15 protein-coding genes are annotated in these 18,489 nt (G+C 29.6%); 5 read left to right on the top strand and 10 right to left on the bottom strand.

Annotation, left to right across the window (positions count from 1 at the left end; translation table 11 throughout):
- Positions 1–3: 3 nt before the first annotated feature.
- The 5 genes from P161_RS0107775 to P161_RS0107755 form a co-directional block, all read right to left on the bottom strand.
- Positions 4–246 (bottom strand): DUF3098 domain-containing protein, encoded by a 243-nt coding sequence (locus tag P161_RS0107775; RefSeq protein ID WP_026776453.1) that lies wholly within the window; start codon positions 244–246, stop codon positions 4–6.
- A 4-nt stretch (positions 247–250) separates the two neighbouring features.
- A complete protein-coding gene (locus P161_RS0107770) occupies positions 251–1,129 on the bottom strand; it encodes an ABC transporter permease (RefSeq protein ID WP_026776452.1) in 879 nt (292 codons plus the stop codon).
- 235 nt (positions 1,130–1,364) lie between these two features.
- On the bottom strand, positions 1,365–1,763 hold the full coding sequence (gene mce, locus P161_RS0107765; RefSeq protein WP_026776451.1) for a methylmalonyl-CoA epimerase: 399 nt from the start codon (positions 1,761–1,763) through the stop codon (positions 1,365–1,367).
- A gap of 7 nt (positions 1,764–1,770) precedes the next feature.
- Positions 1,771–3,192: a DUF5689 domain-containing protein gene (locus P161_RS0107760; RefSeq protein ID WP_026776450.1), complete on the bottom strand. Its 1,422-nt coding sequence runs from the start codon at positions 3,190–3,192 to the stop codon at positions 1,771–1,773.
- Positions 3,193–3,210: 18 nt separating this feature from the next.
- Positions 3,211–5,961 (bottom strand): TonB-dependent receptor, encoded by a 2,751-nt coding sequence (locus P161_RS0107755; RefSeq protein WP_026776449.1) that lies wholly within the window; start codon positions 5,959–5,961, stop codon positions 3,211–3,213.
- Positions 5,962–6,087: 126 nt separating this feature from the next.
- Between P161_RS0107755 and P161_RS0107750 the strand changes: the two genes are divergently transcribed.
- Positions 6,088–7,137 carry an endonuclease gene (locus P161_RS0107750; protein WP_026776448.1) on the top strand — a complete coding sequence of 350 codons (1,050 nt, stop codon included), beginning with the start codon at positions 6,088–6,090 and terminating at the stop codon, positions 7,135–7,137.
- 370 nt (positions 7,138–7,507) lie between these two features.
- On the opposite strand, the gene P161_RS0107745 is transcribed toward P161_RS0107750, so the two are convergent.
- The 5 genes from P161_RS0107745 to P161_RS0107725 form a co-directional block, all read right to left on the bottom strand.
- Positions 7,508–8,761, bottom strand: coding sequence for a DUF4374 domain-containing protein (locus tag P161_RS0107745; protein WP_026776447.1), 1,254 nt, complete (start codon positions 8,759–8,761; stop codon positions 7,508–7,510).
- Positions 8,762–8,776: 15 nt separating this feature from the next.
- A complete protein-coding gene (locus P161_RS0107740; protein WP_026776446.1) occupies positions 8,777–11,149 on the bottom strand; it encodes a TonB-dependent receptor in 2,373 nt (790 codons plus the stop codon).
- A 96-nt stretch (positions 11,150–11,245) separates the two neighbouring features.
- The gene (locus P161_RS0107735; protein ID WP_026776445.1) at positions 11,246–12,358 is read right to left on the bottom strand and encodes a PepSY domain-containing protein; all 1,113 of its coding nucleotides are present in this window, start codon (positions 12,356–12,358) and stop codon (positions 11,246–11,248) included.
- Positions 12,359–12,543: 185 nt separating this feature from the next.
- The gene (locus P161_RS0107730) at positions 12,544–14,094 is read right to left on the bottom strand and encodes a ribonuclease E/G (RefSeq protein ID WP_026776444.1); all 1,551 of its coding nucleotides are present in this window, start codon (positions 14,092–14,094) and stop codon (positions 12,544–12,546) included.
- 318 nt (positions 14,095–14,412) lie between these two features.
- On the bottom strand, positions 14,413–14,703 hold the full coding sequence (locus tag P161_RS0107725; RefSeq protein ID WP_026776443.1) for an HU family DNA-binding protein: 291 nt from the start codon (positions 14,701–14,703) through the stop codon (positions 14,413–14,415).
- Positions 14,704–14,844: 141 nt separating this feature from the next.
- On the opposite strand from P161_RS0107725, the gene mutY reads away from it, so the two are divergent.
- The 4 genes from mutY (at position 14,845) to gldD (ending at position 18,426) form a co-directional block, all read left to right on the top strand.
- Complete coding sequence (mutY, locus tag P161_RS0107720) at positions 14,845–15,891, top strand: A/G-specific adenine glycosylase (RefSeq protein WP_026776442.1); 1,047 nt, start codon at positions 14,845–14,847, stop codon at positions 15,889–15,891.
- A 113-nt stretch (positions 15,892–16,004) separates the two neighbouring features.
- On the top strand, positions 16,005–16,451 hold the full coding sequence (locus P161_RS0107715) for a single-stranded DNA-binding protein (RefSeq protein ID WP_036841336.1): 447 nt from the start codon (positions 16,005–16,007) through the stop codon (positions 16,449–16,451).
- An 87-nt stretch (positions 16,452–16,538) separates the two neighbouring features.
- Positions 16,539–17,867: a gliding motility-associated protein GldE gene (locus P161_RS0107710; RefSeq protein ID WP_026776440.1), complete on the top strand. Its 1,329-nt coding sequence runs from the start codon at positions 16,539–16,541 to the stop codon at positions 17,865–17,867.
- Positions 17,860–18,426 carry a gliding motility lipoprotein GldD gene (gldD, locus tag P161_RS0107705; RefSeq protein ID WP_026776439.1) on the top strand — a complete coding sequence of 189 codons (567 nt, stop codon included), beginning with the start codon at positions 17,860–17,862 and terminating at the stop codon, positions 18,424–18,426. The genes P161_RS0107710 and gldD overlap by 8 nt, the downstream gene beginning before the upstream one ends.
- Positions 18,427–18,489 lie beyond the last annotated feature (63 nt).

The raw sequence follows: 18,489 nt of genomic DNA, 5'->3' as shown, positions 1-18,489 counted from the left end.
AGTTTATTTTTTCGGGTCTGCTAAAATAGCATAGATTTCTATTGCTAAACCAATAATTACTAAAGTTGGTGCTAAACGAATTCGTTGCCAATTGTATATTTCTTCATTAAAAACATTTGGGTCTTCACTACCTCCACCAGACATAAAAATAAAGCCAACAGTAATAAAAACAATACCTACAAGCATGATGATGTAATTCCTTTTACCGAATAAAAATTCTCGTTCTTGATTCACTTCTTTTTTCATAATATTAATAATAAAGTTCGTCCGTTTGTAGGTTTAAAAAACGTTGTGTTGCAAAAAATGTACTAATCCAAGTAATTATCAACGCTGATAAGATTACACCTCCAGCTATATAACCTAATGTTGCATAATCATTTAAAAAGTCTAAACTTGGTATAAATTGATCTAAATAATAGACAACCACTGCTAAAGCAATTAATGCTAAAAATGCGCCAAACAACCCTAGTTTTATGCTTCTCCATATAAATGGTTTTCTAATAAAGCTTTTTGTAGCACCCACCATTTGCATGGTTTTTATATTAAATCGTTTTGAATAGATAGATAATCTTATGGAACTGTTGATTAAAATCATGGCGATCAACCCAAAAAAACTACTTAAAACTAACAACCAGAAACTAATCCTTTTAATGTTTTTCGTCAAAAGATTAATCAAAGGTTTATCGTAAGAAACATCTGCCACAAAAGCATTTTTAGAAAATCTCTTTTCTAATTCCGCTACTTTTTCAGGTGTTACAAAATCAGCTTTTAAATAAATATCAACTCCGTTTTTAAGCGGATTTTCTCCTAAAAACTGTAAGAAATCCTCGCCAATTTCTTCACTATATTTTTTAGCAGCTTGTTCTTTACTTGTGTACACTGCTTTTTTTGTAAACTCTTCTTCTAACAGAGATTCTCTAAACGTTTTTATTTGTTTTTGAGTTACGTTATCTTTTATAAAAAGTGTTATCGCTACTTTTTCTTTTACAAAATTGGCAACTTTTGTTGATTTTAGAACAATCAACCCTAAAATACCCACCATAAAAAGCACCAAAGCAATGCTAATTACAACAGATATGTAAGAAGATGTTAAGCGTCTTTTTTGATATGAATCAAATTTATTGGACATTGCTATTTATTGTTTAAAATCGGTGCAAGATAATAAAAAATAATGGGCAGTTTACAGTTACAGTATGCAGTTTGCAGTAAATATTTTGAGTAAAATTTCTAAATTAAGAGAAAAAGTGTTTGTATTTTAATAAACTTTAGAATATTATAATTAAAAGATCCCGCTAAAAAGCGGGATTAGTTCAACTAACACTTTTAAATAAGTTGCTTTGCGACTTTTTTAAAAGTGAGTTTCACTAAATCTCTTGACAAAGTTCTATAAGAACTCCATTTGTAGTTTTTGGATGCAAAAAAGCAACTAATTTATTGTCTGCTCCTTTTTTAGGTATTCCATTTAAAACTGTAAATCCTTCATTTTGTAACCTTTTAATTTCAGCAACAATATCAGTAACAGCAAAAGCAATATGATGAATTCCTTCGCCTTTTTTTTCAATAAACTTCGCAATCGGACTTTCTGGATTGGTAGCTTCTAACAATTCAATTTTATTGGGTCCTGTTTTAAAAAAAGAGGTTTTTACACCTTCAGAAAGTACTTCTTCTGTTTTGTAATGATTTTCTCCAAAAAGTGCTGCAAATAATTGATTCGATTTTTCTAAATCTTTTACTGCAATTCCTATATGTTCTATTTTATCCATCTTAAAATTATCTGGCATTTATTTTAATATTATCTAATTCGTATGTTCCATCAAAATTGATATTTCCTGTTCCTGTATATTTAAAAGCGATAAACACTGTTCCTGAATAATCTGACAAATTTATATACGTGGAATGAACCCAATTTTTAAAATTTTCTCCATCAGAAACTATGTTTGCTGGTGAAATATCCCAAGTTGCAGCTGTTACATTTGTTTTTGTTCCATCCCAATTTGTGGAAATTAAAACTTCTAAATTACTACCATTTGCAAAACTATTTGAAGTTTCAAACGATAAAAATTCCTCATTTGTTGTGTCCAAATTTACACCTTTTGTAATTAACCAGGTAATTGTACTTGCGTTTCCAGAATTTCTAGAACCAACTCTTGCAGCTTTGCTTTGCGAATACGTATCTGAATACGATCGCCAAGATTGTGTACCTTCCTCTCTATAATTTAACCAATCTGTTACGCTAATTTCTCCTGATTCATTTTCAAAATCTTCCTCTAACAAAATTGTTAAAAAATCGCTTTCTGATAATGTTGTACAACGTTCTCCATCCATGGAAATATCTTCATCAGAATTTAAAACCAACACCAAAAAATCGCCACCAAAATCATTGGAAACCACAGCTTTTATGGTTCCACCTCCAGAAGGCAATGTTTTATTTGCAAAACTAGCAAAAGAACTTGTTTCTACTAATAAATCTGCAAAACCCAATGTTTGGCAAGTTTGTATTTTTCTTTGTGTATCAAAATCTTCTGTAGGATCTACAAAGGCTTTTCCTTGTAAATTTTCAGGAAATACAACATTTTCCACTTTTACAAAAGTACCAATATCACTAGCATTTAAACCAGCCAAAGAAACTAATTTCGGTATAATTTCAAGAGTGTTTTCAGATCTAAAAACATGTTTTTCTAGTTGATTTGTAGAAACACTTTGAATTTCTAAAGCATCTGTAGGATTTATTTTCCCACCAATGGTAATAATTCCATCGCCTGAATTTGTTTCGCCAATATATAGGTCTTTTAAAAAAATATATACTTCTCTACCAAAATTGAACTTGTTATAATTATTGCTTAAATTCAACGAAATTTTTAAGCCTGCAGTTGGGTTTTCTGGAGCATCTTGCATGTAAAATTCTCTAAAATAATTCCCTTTTTGATCCGAAGAAACTACATAGCCTTTTACCACAATTTTAGAAGCAACTTTTAAAGGTTCGTTGCCAGAAATATATAATTCCTTAACTTCTTTTATGGTTTTTAATTGATAAATACCAGCTTGAATACTATCTAAAAGATTGGTTAATTTTGTGTTTTCTTCGTTTCCTAAACTTGCAGGAATCTCAAAATCGTTGTCATTTACACAATTTGTAAAATGGAAACAGATAGCTACAATCCCTATTATTTTGATGATTTTCTTTCTTTTCATTTTCATTTTTTCTAGAATTTAAAAACTTATACTAGCATTTAAAAAATACGTTGTTCCTCTTCCATACCAATATTTATTGCCAAAAACTGGTGTATTTAAGGCTTTATCGTCTCTTAATTGTCTGAAATTTGCGTTTCGTCCTTGCTCAAATCCGCCAGATTTATAAACGGTATTTAAAACATTATTTACAGTTGCAAAAAAGCTAATATATTTATCGCCAACTTTCCATGATTTTCCACCAATCATATTTACCACCATATAATTATCAAAACGTTCTTGCTGTAATAAGTTTCTTGCTAAAACTGGATCATAATCTTCAAAAGGCAAACCATCATCATCTGTAAAAAAATTGCTAGATCTGTTTAATGGAGCAATATCTGCATAGGTGTTTTCAAAGAAATTTGCAGTAGCTCCAATCCACCAATAATCTGGATCTCTATATTCAAAACCAACTGAATACGCGTTTTGTGGACCAGCAGAAACTTTATAGTTTTTTAGATTAGAAACATAGTTTTGAGAACGACCTTTATCATCAAAAACACCTTCGTTTGCAACATCTGTTGTTAAATATAAATCAGGATTGTTATCATACGTAAATTGCCCAATAGCAGCTGCGCCTTTTAGTTTTATGGTGGATGTAACTTGGGCTTCCAGACCCACTTCAATTCCCAAGTGTTTTTTGTTGATTCCTGTTAAAACCTCTTGCACAAAAGCAGTATTATCTCCACCAACTCCATCAGCAAAATAAAAAGAAATTTCTGTGGCATCTTCAATATAGGTGTAATAACCTGTGAGTCTTCCTGTAAAAATTGGACTTCTAATAATGTAGCTAAAATCTGAAGAAAAAACATTTTCGCTCACCAAATTATCAACTACATTATTATTTTCTCTAGAGTTAGAAAACGAGTTTCTAATGGTTGGTGCATTTGTAATATAGGCAACATTTGCATCTAACAAATGGCGACCTGTAATTTTATAAGTCACTCCTCCTTTTACACCAAAATTGGTGAAACTTAATTGTTCTGATTTTCCTAAAGAATTATCAGGAAATCGCCCATTTTGATACAAACCTTCTCTTTGATAATTCGTTTGAGATACATTAGCTGCTCCATAAAAATCGACTTTATTATATTTAAATTGCCCTTGTACAAAACCTTTGGCTATAGTTGCATTTATGTTGTAATTGTATCTAAATTTATCATTTACGCCAACAATTCTGTTTGGAGTTGCTAAATTGTTTTGTTTTAAATCTTCTGTATCCGCAAAATTATTAATGTCTAAATACCCATTTCCACCTAAAAGATCAATGACTCTTGCAAAACTATTGGAGTTAAATTTTCTGTATTCTACTTTTGCATTTATGTTGATGTTATTACTAATTGCCGAATTTAAAATTGAATTTACTGTAATTTGATAATCGTCATTTACATCTTCATACAACACATAACCACTGGGCAAATCTGCTGAAGCATTTGTAATATTGGCATCAAAAATCCTGATCCAATTTAATTGACCATCGTTTAAAAATTCTTGTTGAAATTCATACGCACTTGCCAATTCATCTCTTGCCACAAAATAACTTGGCAAATATTGATAATAAGTAGGACTTGGATTTGCGCCTGCATTAAAATCTAAACGACTGTTACCAATTTGTCCAAATTGATATGAAATATTTGTATTTAATTCGGTTTTGCTGCTCAAATTCCAATAATGATTCAGCATTAAAATAGGTTCATTTACGTCTTTAATTCTTGAATTGGCTTTTCTGCCATTTAAATTCCCCCAATATTCATTGTAAGCAATTCCTTTTAAGTCGAAAACTTCTTGTGTATTTGGAGATGATTTCCCTCTTCTATTTGGAGTAAAAATACCCGTAAAATTGAAGCTGTGGTTTTCGTTTATCTTTTTTTCAATCGATGTGAAAACGGAATATGCATTGTAAGATGTACCGTCATTAAAACCTTCTTGCCCAGTTCTTCTACTTCCAGAAAATGTAAAAGCCCAACCATTTTCTCTCATTCCAGAACTGTAAGTAGCCATTGCTCTGTGTACATAACTTCTGTTAGATGATGAGTAAGAAAGCCTGATTCCTGGTCTTTGTTCTGATGCTCTTGTGTTCATATTTGAAGAACCTAAAAGGCCACCAAAAGTAAAATTTGAAGGAGCTGAACCATTGCTGAATTCCTGATTTCTCAAAACATCATTTAAACCACCCCAATTACTCCATTGAGCTCTGCTATCATAGATTTTGTTCATTTCAATGCCATTAATCAACACTTTTCCATTTCCAGAATCTAATCCTTTTACACGAAAAAAAGAGGAACTAAACTCAAAAGCAGCAGTTCTCAGAAAAATATCTTTTGTGGCTTGTAAAAGTCCTGCAATATTATCTGCAGCACTTGTATCGTCATTTAATTCATCATCTGTAATGGTAATTAAACTTAAATCTTGATCTTCAGTGAAATCTTTGTAAAATAAAATACTTCCTAAATCAATAGTTTCATCAGCAAGTTCAATAGGGAAATTTTGAGTTTCATAACCCGCAAATTTAAGTTCCAAAATATAACTTCCATTGGGAATATTATCAATTTTAAAAAACCCTTTTTCGTTGGTAATTTGCGTGTTTGGTATATTTAGAATACTTACCAAAACACCTTTTAGTGGAGTTTTAGAATCGTTATCAACAACAATTCCTTTTAAAATATTTTGTGAAAATATAGTTGTAAAAAACAATAGAAAGACAACTATCAAAACAATAGTTTTACTCATAACTTTTTCTTTTTCAATTTAATAGCGAAGTGAAGTTAGTGTTTTTTAATTAAAAATATCCTGTAATTTTTATTTTTTTTAAATAATAATATTATTTATTCATTAAATTTGATGTAAAAAATGAAAATAAAAAAGAAAAAATTCCTACTAGTAATTCTAATATTTAATGTCTTTTTAAATTATGCTCAAGGCAAAAAATACAAAATTAGAACCATTGCTTTTTACAATTTAGAGAACCTTTTTGATACCATAAATGATGTTTCAAAAAACGACGAAGCAAGCCCAATGATGGCTTTGAAAGCGAACAAATCTAAAGTTTATTGGGATAAAATTGATAAGTTAGGAAACGTAATTGCACAAATTGGAGAAGACAAAGCCAATACAAGTCCCACAATATTGGGTGTTTCTGAAGTTGAAAATTTAAGTGTTTTAGAAGATTTGGTAAAATCTAAACATCTTTTAAAAAAAGATTATGGAATTATTCATTACGATTCTCCAGACAAAAGAGGAATTGATGTAGCTTTAATTTATCAAAAGAGATATTTTAAACCTGTGCATCATGAGGTTTTTAATCCAAATATTTATAGAGATGGTTATAAAGTATATACAAGAGACCAATTATTAGTTTCTGGTTATTTAGATGATGAATTGATTCATATTATTGTAAACCATTGGCCCTCCAGAAGTGGTGGAGAAGCAAAAAGTAGGCCTTTACGTGAAAAAGCAGCCTATCAAAATTTAAGGATTATTGATCAGATTAGAAGTAAAGATCCAAATGCCAAGATTTTAACTATGGGCGATTTTAATGACGACCCCATAAACGCGAGTTTTAAAGAAGTGCTAAAAACTAAAAGTGATAAAAGCCAAGTTGGTGATTTAGATATTTACAATCCTTATGAAGATTTGTTTAGAAGAGGCTTTAATACATTAGGTTACAGAGATAATATCAATTTATTTGATATGATTTTAATTTCATCACCTTTATTGGACAAAGGCGAAAAAGATTTTTCTACGTATAAAATGTTTCAAGCAAAAATATTTAACAAGCGATTTTTAACCAGTAGAAAAGGGCAATTTAAAGGCTATCCTAAGAGAAGTTTTTCAAGTGCTGGTTATACAGGTGGTTATTCAGATCATTATCCTGTTTATATGTATTTGATTAAAAGGAAAGAGTAAAATCCCCTGTAATTCCCCAAAGGGGAAAAAACTCTTATGTTTAAATCTTTGTGGTTCTTTTCATTTGTTACTTATATCAAGAAAGCTGTTATTTAAAACTTTTAAAAAAAGTCTCTAACAAAATTAATATAATGTTTAGTTTCTTTATGTAATTTCTCGCAAAAGGTCGAAAAGACAAAACTGGATGTAAAAAAATTATGAAGTCTGTTCGTCACCTAAAAAATAGTATTATCCAAGTGCAAACAAACTCTGTAAAATTCTTGCAGAATGAGAAACTTTACATAACTAACTTCATAAAATAGAAAAACCCTAAAACTTTAAAAAATTTTAGGGTTTTTAGTAAAAATTTATAATTGTAGCTTTAACATACTTATCTAATTCTTGCAATTCCACCAACAAAAGTAGCATCTACTTGTGCACCTTTAATTGCTGTTGCAGTATCTAAATTTGTTTGATAAATGTTTACGATACCATTAGCATCTTTTATAGAAGAATACACGACATTACCATCTTTAAAAGCCGCAAAACTTCTTCCTCCATTTCCTATAAATTCTGGAGCACCTGCAACTTTTGTAATTGTTTTTGCTACTAAATCTACAATAGCTAAATGCAAATTAGAATCTGTATATACATTTCCAAAACCATTAGAACCATCTGGTTCTTCTAACACTTTTGTAGAAACTTCTGCAAACAATTTATTATCGCCCACATAAATAGCATGTATTATTTTACCTCCATTTGCAGCTGTTTCTGTATTAAAAGTATAATCTTCATTAAAAGTTTCACTTCCTGCTTCAATTTTTAAAATTCCTGCTGGTTTTGTTGCTTGTGTAAATCCAAAATTACTGTTAGAAACTGTGTAAATATCGCCTGTTTCTGTTACAAAAATTCCACTTCTTGTATTAAAAGCACCTGCAGGTCCAAAACGAGTATCTGTAATTACTTTATCTAAAGTAAATGCAGGATAGTTGTAAATAGCAACATATTGAGTATCTGTATTATTAGTAGTAAAAGTTGCATTATCTATTGGATAAAATGTTTGAAAAAGCTTATTCCCTCTAACTTGCATTCCAGTTGTAAAAATCCAATCTGTAGTTTCATTATATACGTCTCTTACTGGTACTGTATTAGAGTTTGTAATTGAATTTCCAGAAATATTTACATTATAAAACGTAATATTTTCGCTTGTAGACGGACTTTGAGGTAAAGAAATACCAACCATTGTATTTGCAACGCCATTTGCTTCTCTAAAACCATCTAACTGAAAAGGAAAAGTTAATCCTGTTTCAATATTTAAACCATTTGCGCCATCTGTTGTTACTGTATTTACATCTGTAACTCCTAAACCACCAATACTATAAAAGGTATTGGCCCCAAAACCATAATCTCTATAACCATCTTGCAGAGTTCCTTGTCCTTGTAATGATAAGGTTCCTGTCATTAAATCATCTGTACTTAATAAAAAATTTGTGGTTTCTGTAGGTGTTGTAACTCCAATCCCTAACACAAATTGTTTTTCGGTATTATTATTATCAGGAGTTTCAGTGTTATCATCATCACATCCTATTAAAAATGCAATCGATAGAATAAAAAATAGGTTTTTCCAGTTTTTAGTAATTGTCATAATAATTGTTTTAATTTATTGTTTTTCTAAGTAATATCTAAAGTTTATAAAAAATGATCTCCCTGGTTTTTGCAATAAATAATTGTCAAATAAATCTTGATTCGTAATATTTCTTGCTTCTAAAGAAATGTTGTATTTACCTTCATCAATTTCATAAGAAACCATAGCATTATGAGACAATTGTGTTGGTATATTGTCTTGATTATTGGCTCCTAATTGATTGGGTGTAAAAAAATATTCTTCCACATAATTTAAAGAATACCCAATATTTAATTTGTTATTTTTTGGTGATGGCTTAAAAGAATAATCCACATTTAAGTTTCCATATAAAAATGGGATGTTTGGCACTTTAAAATCGAAATTTAAATTGGGAGTTTCTATTGTTCCTCCTAAATTAGTAGTTGTTATAAACTCTTGTTTGTCTATAATATTTTGATACGTTGCGTTTGCACTAATTCTTAATTTCTGTTTCCATCTATATTGTAAATCAACTTCAAAACCATTTGTAAAAACTTTACCAATATTTATAAATTGTCTGTCTACAGGCTGAGATTGCGCTTGGTCTAATCGAATATAATCGTTTGTATTTCTTAAAAAATAATTGGTTTCAAAATTAAAAATATGATTGCTAAAACTATTTGATTCATATTTTACGCCTAAATTAAAATTGTAACTTTCTTCTGGTAAAAGGTTTGCATTTCTTCTTGTAAAAAGGCCATCACCTAACAATTCTACAGATTCTGGCAATCTAAAAGCGCGTTCAAAAGAAGACTTTATTTGCAATTTTGGTAAAATAAAATAGGTAGCAGCAAAACCATAACCAAAATTATTTAAGGATGATTGTCTTGTTTCTAGAAGATTAGATGTAACAGAGGTATCAAAAGAATTAGCATCTAATAAATAATACTTTGCAAAAGTTGTTATATTAAAACGCTGCCATTTTGCTTGATGCGCAAAACCAAAAGTTTGCTTTTGCAATTGCTGTGGAAATTGAAAAGAAATAGTGTCAGGATTTTCTACATCACTAGAGCTTCTGCTAAAATCTATAAATTGATAATTTAACGAAATACTATGTATGTCAGATATTTTATATGCTAAATTAGAGGTAACTAAAAACTCATCATCATTATTTAAAAGTTGTGTTCTAAAACTTTCTGCAGTAGAAGTTGGTATGGTTTCTTGCAACCAATTGTAACGTAATCTTGTAGTATCTCTAAACTGATTTTTAGACTTATTAAATGCTGCATACATTTTAAAATCTAAATTTTTTGTAAAAATGTCTGTTTTATCGTATTTTAAACTAGTAATAAATGCTGATGAATTTGATGTTCTACCACCAAAAACTTGGTTCATGGTAACTCCAGTTTGTATTTCTTTATCATTGCCAGAAGCAATAAAACCGACTAATAAATTATCTGCAAAAGATTTATTTACAAAACCAATGTTAATTTGTGCTGTTGCAGATTTATAATTGTCATGAAAACGTTCTACTTCTTGCAGTGGTAAACGTTGGTTTGTTTGCAAATTTATAGGCTGAACCTTTACGCTATAATTGTTATCAGAAAAATTATAAAAAGCACTTGATCTAACTGTAAAACCAGATTTTTCTAAAGTATAAGCATAATTTACGTTTGCCTTATGTGTATTAAAAGAGCCTAAACCATAAGAAACATCCAAATAATTTGGTGTAGTTCTAGAAACAATATTTACAGCACCACCCAAAGCATCAGAGCCCAAAGTAATTGGCAAAACACCTTTATAAATTTCTATAGATGATGCCAGACTTATTGGAAAATTATTTAAAGTTAAGGAAGATCCAAAGTTATCTATAGGAATTCCGTCTAAAAAAAATTTTACTTGTTTGCCAGAAAATCCGTTTAAAGAAAAAGAAAAATTTGAACCTAAACCACCATCTTCTCGAATTCTAACGCCAGATGTTTTGTTTAAAACTTCATTAATATTTGCTCCTGTATTAAACAATTCTGCTGCTTTAACAACATTTACTGCATAGGCTTGTTCTCTGGCTCTTCTAATTTTACTTTTCGCAACAATACTTAAACCTTCTAAACTATCTGCTGATTCTTTAAGAACAATATTTATTATTTGTTTGCTATTATTTTTGAAATCTACAATTTTGGTCTGTTTTTGAAAACCTAAATAAGAAAACTCTAAAATAATTGAAGTAAGATTTTTAATTTCAATTTTAAAAACTCCATCAAAATCTGTAGTTGTTCCAAAATTGGTGTTTTTAACAGCTACACTGGCACCAAATAATGGGTATCCAAGTTCATCTGTAACTTTACCAGCAATACTAAATGTATTTTTTTGTGCCAAACTAGACATAGAAATAAATAGAAGTAAGAGTAAAATTTTTAATAAATATTTCAATTAAATACGTTTTATTTTCTGTTAATAATTAAATTATATTAATTAAGACTAATTATAAATAAAATGCAAAAATAAGGATGAAAAATTTATTTGAAACTATATAAAGTTATTTTTTTTTCTTTTTTTTCTTCCATACCAGATCAAAAAACCTGTAACTGGTAAAGAAGCTACTAAAAGACTTGCTAAAAAAGCCATAACTTTACCAAAAAGCCCTAAATATTGACCAGTATGCAAACCAAAATTTATTTCTTGAAGTTTGGTTCCACCCAATTTATCTTTAAAATACTGAGTTTCTAAAAGATCTCCATTCACTGGATGAAATAAAAAGTTAGATTGATTGTCGAAAACTAAAGCTTTAGGATAAGCTCCTGTTACAATAGGCAAACCGTTAAACTGTTTCCAAACAAAAAGCATATTATTATTTGGCGATAATTCTTGTGTTTTAAAGAAAGAAGCATCTAATGCTTTAGAACTTGCAACTTCAATATTATCAAACTGTATTGGTTCTTGTTTTTTTACAGAATCCTCTCCAATATTACCAATTGTAAAAAGACCATCTTCTACAACCTCATACGTAAAAGCTAAGCCTGTAATAGCTAAAAAAAGGGAAGGTAAAATTATATAAAAACCAAAAGTTCTATGCAAATCGTAATTTTTTCTTCTCCATTTTGCTTTCCATCTAATTTTAAAATTTTGTGTTGCACTTTTTAACTTTTTTGGCCACCATAAAACCAAGCCTGATAAAAGCATTAAAATAAAAATAATGGTAGCTATACCGGTAACTTGCTTTCCGATTTCTTCTGGTAACAATAAAAACCGATGCAAATTTTCTATGACCATAAAAAATTCAGTTTCTAAATTTTCTTCGTGTATTATTTCTCCAGAATAAGGATTTAAATAAATAGTATAAGGAACTTCATCAACCATAATGGAAATAGCTGCAGATCTATATTTACCATTATAAACAACCATACTACCTTGAGAATTTGGATACTTTTCTTCAATTAAATCAAAAATTAAAGAAGGCTTTACAAAATTAGTTTCTTGATATTTTACAAAACGATGTTTATAAACAACATCTTTAATTTCATCTTGAAAAACATAAATACAACCAGTTATTGCAATAATAAAAACAAGTATACCAGAACTCAAACCAAGCCATAAATGTATATTACTAATAAGCTTTTTAAACTTTTTATGCTGTAACATTCAATATAAAATTATAGATTTTTAAGAAATGCAAAGATATTATTTAAAATAATTATAAATAAGAAAAACGAGAAATTTATCTCTTAAAAAGATATGAAACTTTATGAATTCTTTTAAAAAAGAAAAACCCGAAACTTTTAAGTTTCGGGTTTTTTTGATAATAAATTATTGCCTTATATATAAACTTATTTTTCTTCTTTTGAAGAAGTAAATTTATAATGTAAGTATGTGTAAGCATCTCTAGGTATAATTGTAATCCACTTTTTGTGTTTTAAATACCATTTAAAACGAATTGAATTTACTCCTTTTGTTAAATAGGCAGCAATAAAAGGATGAATGTGTAATTGTATCTTTTTATCGGTTGATTTGTGCTGCTCTAAATTAATAATATATTTCTCTAAATCAGATTCTATATTATCTAACAAAACTATTGGAGCTTCTACTTGACCATTTTTATTTGGATTGTCTTCGGTAGTTTTTATACTTAACTCAGGTCTTACCCTTTGTCTTGTAATTTGTATCAAACCAAATTTAGTTGGTGGTAAAATTTTGTGCTTTGTTCTATCCAAAGCCATTTGTTCTTTTAAATGCTGAAACAATTTATTTCTGTTTTCAGCTTTGTGCATATCAATAAAATCTACTACAATAATACCTCCCATATCACGCAATTGTAATTGACGTGCTACTTCAGTTGCTGAAATAAGATTTACCTCTAATGCAGTATCTTCTTGAGAACCTGCTTTGTTTGATCGGTTTCCACTATTTACATCTATAACATGTAAAGCTTCTGTGTGCTCTATAACTAAATAGGCACCTTTGCTCATGGAAACTGTTTTTCCAAACGATGTTTTAATTTGTCTTTCGATTCCGTATTTTTCAAAAATAGGCACTTCAGACTTGTGTAACTTTACAATTTTCTCCTTTTCAGGATAAATTTCCTGCAGATATTCTTTAATTTCTACTTTCAAAGTTTCATCATTTGTTACAATATTTGTAAAAGTTTCATTCATAACATCTCTTAAAATAGAAGATGCTCTGTTTAACTCACTTAAAATTTTTGTTGGTGTATTTGTGTTAGGAATTCTCTTACACATGGTTGTCCAACGTTCTAATGAGTTTTGCAAATCTTTATCTAATTCTGCTACTTTTTTACCTTCTGCAACAGTTCTTAAAATAACGCCAAAACCTTTAGGTCTTATGCTCTTTGCCAATCTTTTTAAGCGTTCTTTTTCCTTCGGATCTTCTATTTTTTGAGAAACAGAAACTCTGTTAGAAAAAGGAACTAATACCAAATACCTACCAGCTATAGAAAGTTCTGAACTTAATCTTGGGCCTTTTGTAGAAATTGGTTCTTTTACAATTTGTACCAACAGGTTTTGCCCTGTTTTTAATACTTTGTTAATACTACCGTCTTTGTTAATGTCTTCCTCTTTCTGGAAGTTTTTTAAAGTGAATTCTTTATACTTACCTGTGCTTACTTTCTTAAGGAACGAATTTAATGAGTTTACTTGCGCACCTAAATCATGATAATGTAAAAAGCCATCTTTTGGATAGCCAACATTTACAAATGATGCGTTTAAACCTGTTAACACTTTTCCTATTTTGGCTAAAAAAATATCGCCTACAGAAAATTTGTTACCAGTTGTTTCATTATTTAATTCAATAAGTTTTCCATCTCTTAATAAGGCAAAATCAATATCAGATGAATTTGAACGAATAATCAATTCTGTTTTCATACTGAACTGGTTTTAACACTGCACTTTAGTGTGCAGATGGATTAATAATGTCAGGTATTTTTAAATACCGTGAAAAGATTTACTGGCTTACAACTCGCAAATCTTTTAATGTCAATGAACTTTTTGTACTGTAATTTCTTTTTCGCTATACAATAAACGAAAAAGTAAGCATTAGCTTACTTTTTCTTCTTGTGTCTATTTGCTCTAGCTCTTTTTTTCCTTTTGTGTGTAGAGATTTTTGCTCTCTTTCTTTTTTTACCACTTGGCATAATGATCTGTTGTTTTTTTAAACCTTTAACGGTTTAGATTAGTATTTTGTTACTTTACAGCTACTTTATTTTTTACTCCTTCAGTAAAAGTTTTTGCTGGTTTAAAAGCTGGAATGTTATGAGCTGGAATCTTAATAGTTGTATTTTTTGAAATATTTCTACCAGTTTTTTCTGCTCTAGTTTTGATGATAAAACTACCAAAACCTCTTAAATAAACGTTGTCACCACCTTCTAATGCATCTTTTACTTCAGTCATAAATGCTTCAACAGTTGCTAAAACGTCTGTCTTTTCGATTCCTGATTTATCTGAAATTTTTGATACGATATCTGCTTTCGTCATGTCTCTATTTTTACTATATTTTTATTAATTGTATTCGAAAATTGCGGATGCAAATATATGATAATTAATCAACTCCAAAAATATAAACGATTAAATTTATGTGAATTTTATGATGTACTATTGCAAAACTATTTTTAAAAAATGAAATTTTCTAACACTTTAGTTTACTGGTACTTACAAAACGACAGGGAATTGCCTTGGCGAAAATCTAAAAATCCTTACTTTATTTGGCTCTCAGAAATTATGCTGCAGCAAACCAGAGTTGCGCAAGGCATGGCATATTACCTTAAGTTTACGGAAACATTTCCAACCGTTTTTGACCTTGCAAATGCAGATGAAAGTACCGTTCTTAAAATGTGGCAAGGCTTAGGATATTACTCTAGAGCACGAAACCTACATTTTACTGCAAAACATGTTGCTAACGAATTAAATGGCGTATTTCCATCAACCTATAAAGAACTCATAAAACTAAAAGGAATTGGAGATTATACAGCTTCTGCAATTGCTTCTATTTGTTTTGATGAACCAAATGCGGTTGTAGATGGGAATGTTTACAGAGTTTTATCTCGCTATTTTGGCATTAAAACAGCCATTAATTCATCAGCAGGAATTAAAGAATTTAAAATCTTAGCACAGTCCTTATTAGATACTTCGCAATCTGGAACCTATAATCAAGCTATTATGGATTTTGGTGCTTTGCATTGTAAACCTCAAAATCCACTGTGTGAAACCTGTCCTTTTGCTGATAGTTGTGTGGCTTTCGAAAAGAAATTAACAAAAGAATTACCAGTTAAAGAGAAGAAAATCAAGATTAAAAACAGGTATTTTAATTTTTTAGTGATAAAAACTGCGGTTGATAAAACCATTTTATCCGAAAGAAAAGGCAAAGGTATTTGGCAAGGTTTGTATCAATTTCCTTTAATTGAGAGTGATAAAATTATCGATAAAAATGATTTAATTGCATCCGAAGAATTTATACAACTATTTCCTGATGAAACCACGATTTCACTTTTTAACAAAAAAGAAATTGTACACAAACTTTCTCATCAGCATTTATACACTCAATTTTGGATTGTTGAAACTGAAACCTTAAAAAAAGCAACCGTAAATTGGACAGATATTAAAAAATATCCTGTTCCTGTTTTAATTGCTAATTTTTTAGAGGAATATCAACCAAAAAGTAATTGATATTTTTAGTACTTTTGATGTAGATTTTTTACGACAATAGAATTGTCTCCTCGAGCGCAGTCGAGAGATTAATTTAGGTCTCGACTGCGCTCGACCAGACAACAATAAATACTATGGCAGCAGGAACAATAAACAAAGTAATTTTAATCGGTAATTTAGGTGATGACGTAAAAATGCATTATTTTGATGATCAAAATTGTGTTGGGCGTTTTCCAATTGCAACAAGTGAAAGCTATACCAACAAACAAACTGGCGAAAAAGTAACCAATACAGACTGGCATAATATTGTTGTTAGAAATGGTTTGGCTAAAGTTTGTGAAAAATATTTAGGCAAAGGAGATAAAGTGTATGTAGAAGGAAAACTGAAAAACAGACAGTGGGAACAAGATGGTGTAAAACGTTATTCTACTGAAGTGCAAGTAAATGAAATGACGATGTTATCGACCAAAAAAAATGCAGATATGGGTAACAACACACAAGAAAACAATCCAGCTTCTGCAAAACCTGAACAACCAAAATCGGTTGTAAAAGAAGAAGAAAATGACGATTTACCATTTTAATTTAAAAAATGTTTCATTGGGGTTTTTACCTTAATGTTTCTTCTAAAATTGTCATTCCTGTAAAAACAGGAAACTAAACTATAAAACTTGAATCCAGATCCCGAACATTTATATTTATTATTAAATTCCATCGATTTTTTAACTGGAATAAATGCTATTGTTTTAATCTTATTATTAATTAGTTCTGCATTAATTTCTGGTACTGAAGTTGCCTTTTTTTCGCTTTCTCAAAGCGATTTAAATGAACTTACTCACGAAGCTAAAGGAGAAAATATAATTGTTACTTTATTAGAAAGACCTCGAAAATTATTGGCAACCATCTTAATTACCAATAATTTTATTAATATTTTAATTGTACTACTTTTTGCTTCTTTAGCAGAAACTCTTTTTGGCGATTTCGATACTCAACTAAATGCATACTTCTTTACAATTCCCATCCGTTTTTTAATTGAAATTGTTTTAGTTACTTTCTTAATTTTGTTGTTTGGAGAAGTTTTACCAAAAGTATATGCTTCTAGAAATGCGTTGCCATTTTCAAGAAAAATGTCAAAATTCATTAAAATAATCAATGTTATTTTAACTCCTTTTAGCTTGCCACTAATAACACTTACAAAATTTATCGAAAAGAAACTTGGCAGTAAAAACTCAAATTTTTCTGTAGAAACTTTATCACAAGCTTTAGAGCTAACTTCGGAAGGAGCCACTACCAAAGACGAACAAAAAATATTACAAGGAATTGTAAATTTCGGAAACACAGAAACTGTTCAAATTATGATTCCTAGAATCGATATTTTTGCAATTTCCGATGATGAAACTTACGAAGTTGTTTTAGCAAAAATCCTAGAAAATGGCTATTCCAGAAATCCTGTTTACAAAGAAAATTCAGATAATATCATTGGAGTTTTATTTGCAAAAGATTTATTAGCACATTTAAATAAGAAAAACTTTAAATGGCAAAATTTGGTTCGTGAAGCTTATTTTGTGCCTGAAAACAAAAAATTAGATGATCTACTAGACGATTTTAGAGCACGTAAAAACCATTTAGCAATTGTTGTTGATGAATATGGAGGCACAAGTGGAATTGTTACGTTACAAGACGTAATTGAAGAAATTGTTGGCGATATTAATGACGAATTTGATGATGAAGATTTACATTATTCTAAGATAGACGCAAATAATTATATTTTTGAAGGTAAAACAACTATTAAGGATTTTTGTAGAGTTTTAGATGATGAAGATGAGGAAATCTTTGAACAAGAAAAAGGTGAAAGCGAAACTTTAGCTGGATTTATCCTGGAAATTTCTGGAAAATTTCCTAAAAAGAACGAGAAAATAATCTTCAAGAATTATACGTTTACTATTGAAGCGTTAGATAAAAAACGCATAAAACAAGTAAAAGCAACAAGAAATGCGTAAGATTCTCTATTCTCTTTTTTCTATCATCTTTACTCTATTAGTTATTTCTTGTGATGATGCTGTGCTACCAAAACCAAAAGCATATTTGAGTTTAGAATACCCTGATAAAGAATACAAAAAGTTAGAGGTTTCAAGACCCTATTCTTTTGATGTTTTAGAATCTACAAAAATAATTGATGAAACAAATAATTGGTTAAAAATTACATATCCAAATTTAAAAGCATCTATAGATATTACTTACAGACCTGTAGAAAACAACTTAAAAGAACTCTTAACAGAAGCAGAAAAACTAGTTTTTAAACACGCTGTAAAAGCAGAACAAATTGTACCAAAAGATTTTGTAAACCCTAATAAAAGAGTTTTCGGTTCATTATATGAAATTACTGGAAACGCAGCTTCTCACCTACAGTTTCATGCAACAGATAGCACAACTCACTTTATAAAAGGATCGCTCTATTTTTATGCAAAACCAAATTACGATTCTATTTTGCCAGCTGTAGATTACATTAAAAAAGATGTCTTAAAGTTAGTAGAAACATTAGATTGGAAACCACTTTAATTCCCGAAAGTTGATGTTTCTTATCAAATAAATTTTAAGGCAATTATAGGTTTATAAAACATA

The organism is Polaribacter sp. Hel_I_88 (genome assembly GCF_000687935.1).
In the GTDB taxonomy this organism is placed as follows: Bacteria; Bacteroidota; Bacteroidia; order Flavobacteriales; family Flavobacteriaceae; genus Polaribacter.
Note: the sequence above shows the minus strand (reverse complement) of the source record. Positions and strands in the feature narration are given on the sequence as shown.

Bases quoted from the DNA above. Each gene is read 5' to 3' on its own strand.
- P161_RS0107735 (WP_026776445.1), bottom strand. From the start codon at position 12,358: ATGTTACAGCATAAAAAGTTTAAAAAGCTTATTAGTAATATACATTTA.
- P161_RS0107730 (WP_026776444.1), bottom strand. From the start codon at position 14,094: ATGAAAACAGAATTGATTATTCGTTCAAATTCATCTGATATTGATTTT.
- P161_RS0107745 (WP_026776447.1), bottom strand. From the start codon at position 8,761: ATGACAATTACTAAAAACTGGAAAAACCTATTTTTTATTCTATCGATT.
- gldD (WP_026776439.1), top strand. From the start codon at position 17,860: ATGCGTAAGATTCTCTATTCTCTTTTTTCTATCATCTTTACTCTATTA.
- P161_RS0107725 (WP_026776443.1), bottom strand. From the start codon at position 14,703: ATGACGAAAGCAGATATCGTATCAAAAATTTCAGATAAATCAGGAATC.
- P161_RS0107760 (WP_026776450.1), bottom strand. From the start codon at position 3,192: ATGAAAAGAAAGAAAATCATCAAAATAATAGGGATTGTAGCTATCTGT.
- P161_RS0107775 (WP_026776453.1), bottom strand. From the start codon at position 246: ATGAAAAAAGAAGTGAATCAAGAACGAGAATTTTTATTCGGTAAAAGG.
- P161_RS0107715 (WP_036841336.1), top strand. From the start codon at position 16,005: ATGGCAGCAGGAACAATAAACAAAGTAATTTTAATCGGTAATTTAGGT.
- mce (WP_026776451.1), bottom strand. From the start codon at position 1,763: ATGGATAAAATAGAACATATAGGAATTGCAGTAAAAGATTTAGAAAAA.
- mutY (WP_026776442.1), top strand. From the start codon at position 14,845: ATGAAATTTTCTAACACTTTAGTTTACTGGTACTTACAAAACGACAGG.
- P161_RS0107770 (WP_026776452.1), bottom strand. From the start codon at position 1,129: ATGTCCAATAAATTTGATTCATATCAAAAAAGACGCTTAACATCTTCT.
- P161_RS0107755 (WP_026776449.1), bottom strand. From the start codon at position 5,961: ATGAGTAAAACTATTGTTTTGATAGTTGTCTTTCTATTGTTTTTTACA.